This window comes from Terriglobus albidus, assembly GCF_025685425.1.
Taxonomy (GTDB): domain Bacteria; phylum Acidobacteriota; class Terriglobia; order Terriglobales; family Acidobacteriaceae; genus Terriglobus; species Terriglobus albidus.
Map to the genome: position 1 here is coordinate 1 of NZ_JAGTAS010000008.1, position 1,504 is coordinate 1,504.

The 1,504-nt window shown below is 57.4% G+C and carries 1 protein-coding gene; it reads left to right on the forward strand.

Annotated elements, in window-relative coordinates; genetic code table 11:
- Positions 1-183: 183 nt before the first annotated feature.
- Positions 184-1,491, forward strand: coding sequence for an IS4 family transposase (locus OHL21_RS00045; RefSeq protein WP_263415202.1), 1,308 nt, complete (start codon positions 184-186; stop codon positions 1,489-1,491).
- The last annotated feature ends 13 nt before the right edge of the window (positions 1,492-1,504 follow it).

The window sequence follows — 1,504 nt, forward strand, 5'->3', positions numbered from 1 at the left end:
GCCAGCCGTTTCAAGGTGTTTGTATGAGCGGTTGAGGGGGAATCACTTTAGTTATGGTGGTTGTGTCTTTATTGTCTGAGTTGATGGGTTGGAGGTGTTTAGCCTACAGATTTCCGGGAGGAAGTTTGTTTGATGCTGGAGGAGATCGTAGAGCGTTTTGAGCAGCATGCGCCTGTGATGGTGATGGGCCGTATGGCCTTGGAACATGCCTTGGATCCTGGCTGGGTGGATGCGGTATTTGATGAGCACCGTCAGCGCCAGTACTCACGGGAATTACTGTTTTCCACGGTTGTGGAGTTGGTGTCGCTGGTGTCGCTTGGACTTCGCCCCTCGCTGCATGGGGCAGCGAAAAAGATGGAGAACCTGCCTGTATCTCTGGCAGCGTTGTATGACAAGGTTCGACGTACTGAGCCTGCGATCCTGCGGGGTTTAGTGCGCGGCAGCGCCGAGCGTCTTGGCCCGGTGGTGGAGCCGATGGCCGGAACTGGGAGTCTTCCGGGCTGGCAGTTGCGTGTGATCGACGGCAATCATCTGCCGGGCAGCGAAAAGCGTCTCAAGCCGTTGCGGCAACGGCGCGGAGCTGCGTTGCCGGGACATGCGCTGGTGGTCTACGACCCGGATAGGGAGTTGGTCACCGACATGGTGGCATGCGAGGACGCCTATGACAACGAACGGATGGGGATGACGCCGCTGCTGGAGTGCACTCAGGCTGGGCAGCTATGGATAGCGGATCGCAACTTCTGCTCGGCGACGATCATGAAGGGTTGGGAGGCGGCCGGGGCTCACTTCGTGGTGCGCGAACATGGCACCCATCCCCCCTTGACCGGGGAGGACGATCTGAAGGCGTGTGGACGTGTTGAAACCGGAGAGGTCTACGAACAACAGATCGGCATCGCAGGACGGCCGCTGGAATGGCGGCGGATCGAGTTGCATCTGGACCGACCGACAGAGAAAGGCGATGCCGTCATCCGCCTATGGAGCAACCTGCCCAGTCAGGTAGGAGCCCAGCGAATCGCCGAGCTCTACCGCAAACGTTGGCGTATCGAAGGGATGTTCCAACGCCTCGAGTCGGTACTCAAAAGTGAGATCACCAGCCTTGGGCATCCGCGCGCGGCTCTGTTGGGCTTCGCGGTGGCGCTGCTGGCCTACAACATACTAGCCACGCTCAAGCGATGCGTGCAGTTCGCACATCGAGAGCATCTACCGCAACTTGAGGTCTCCACCTATCATCTCGCGCTGCATGTACGAAGCGGATATGAGGGAATGCTTATCGCTCTACCAGCCTCACACTGGCAACAATGGGCCAACGCGGATCCTCTCATACTCACCCAGCAACTACTCCGTATCGCGAGAAAAACCAGACCAGCGAACCTGGCTGCAGCCAAACGTGCTCCAAAAATCAAAAAGACAAAAGAATATGTCGACGTACTACAAGCTTCAGCTCACTTCTCCACCTATCGCGTCCTTAAAAACGCAAAGAAAACACCTTGAAAGGGCTGGGGCT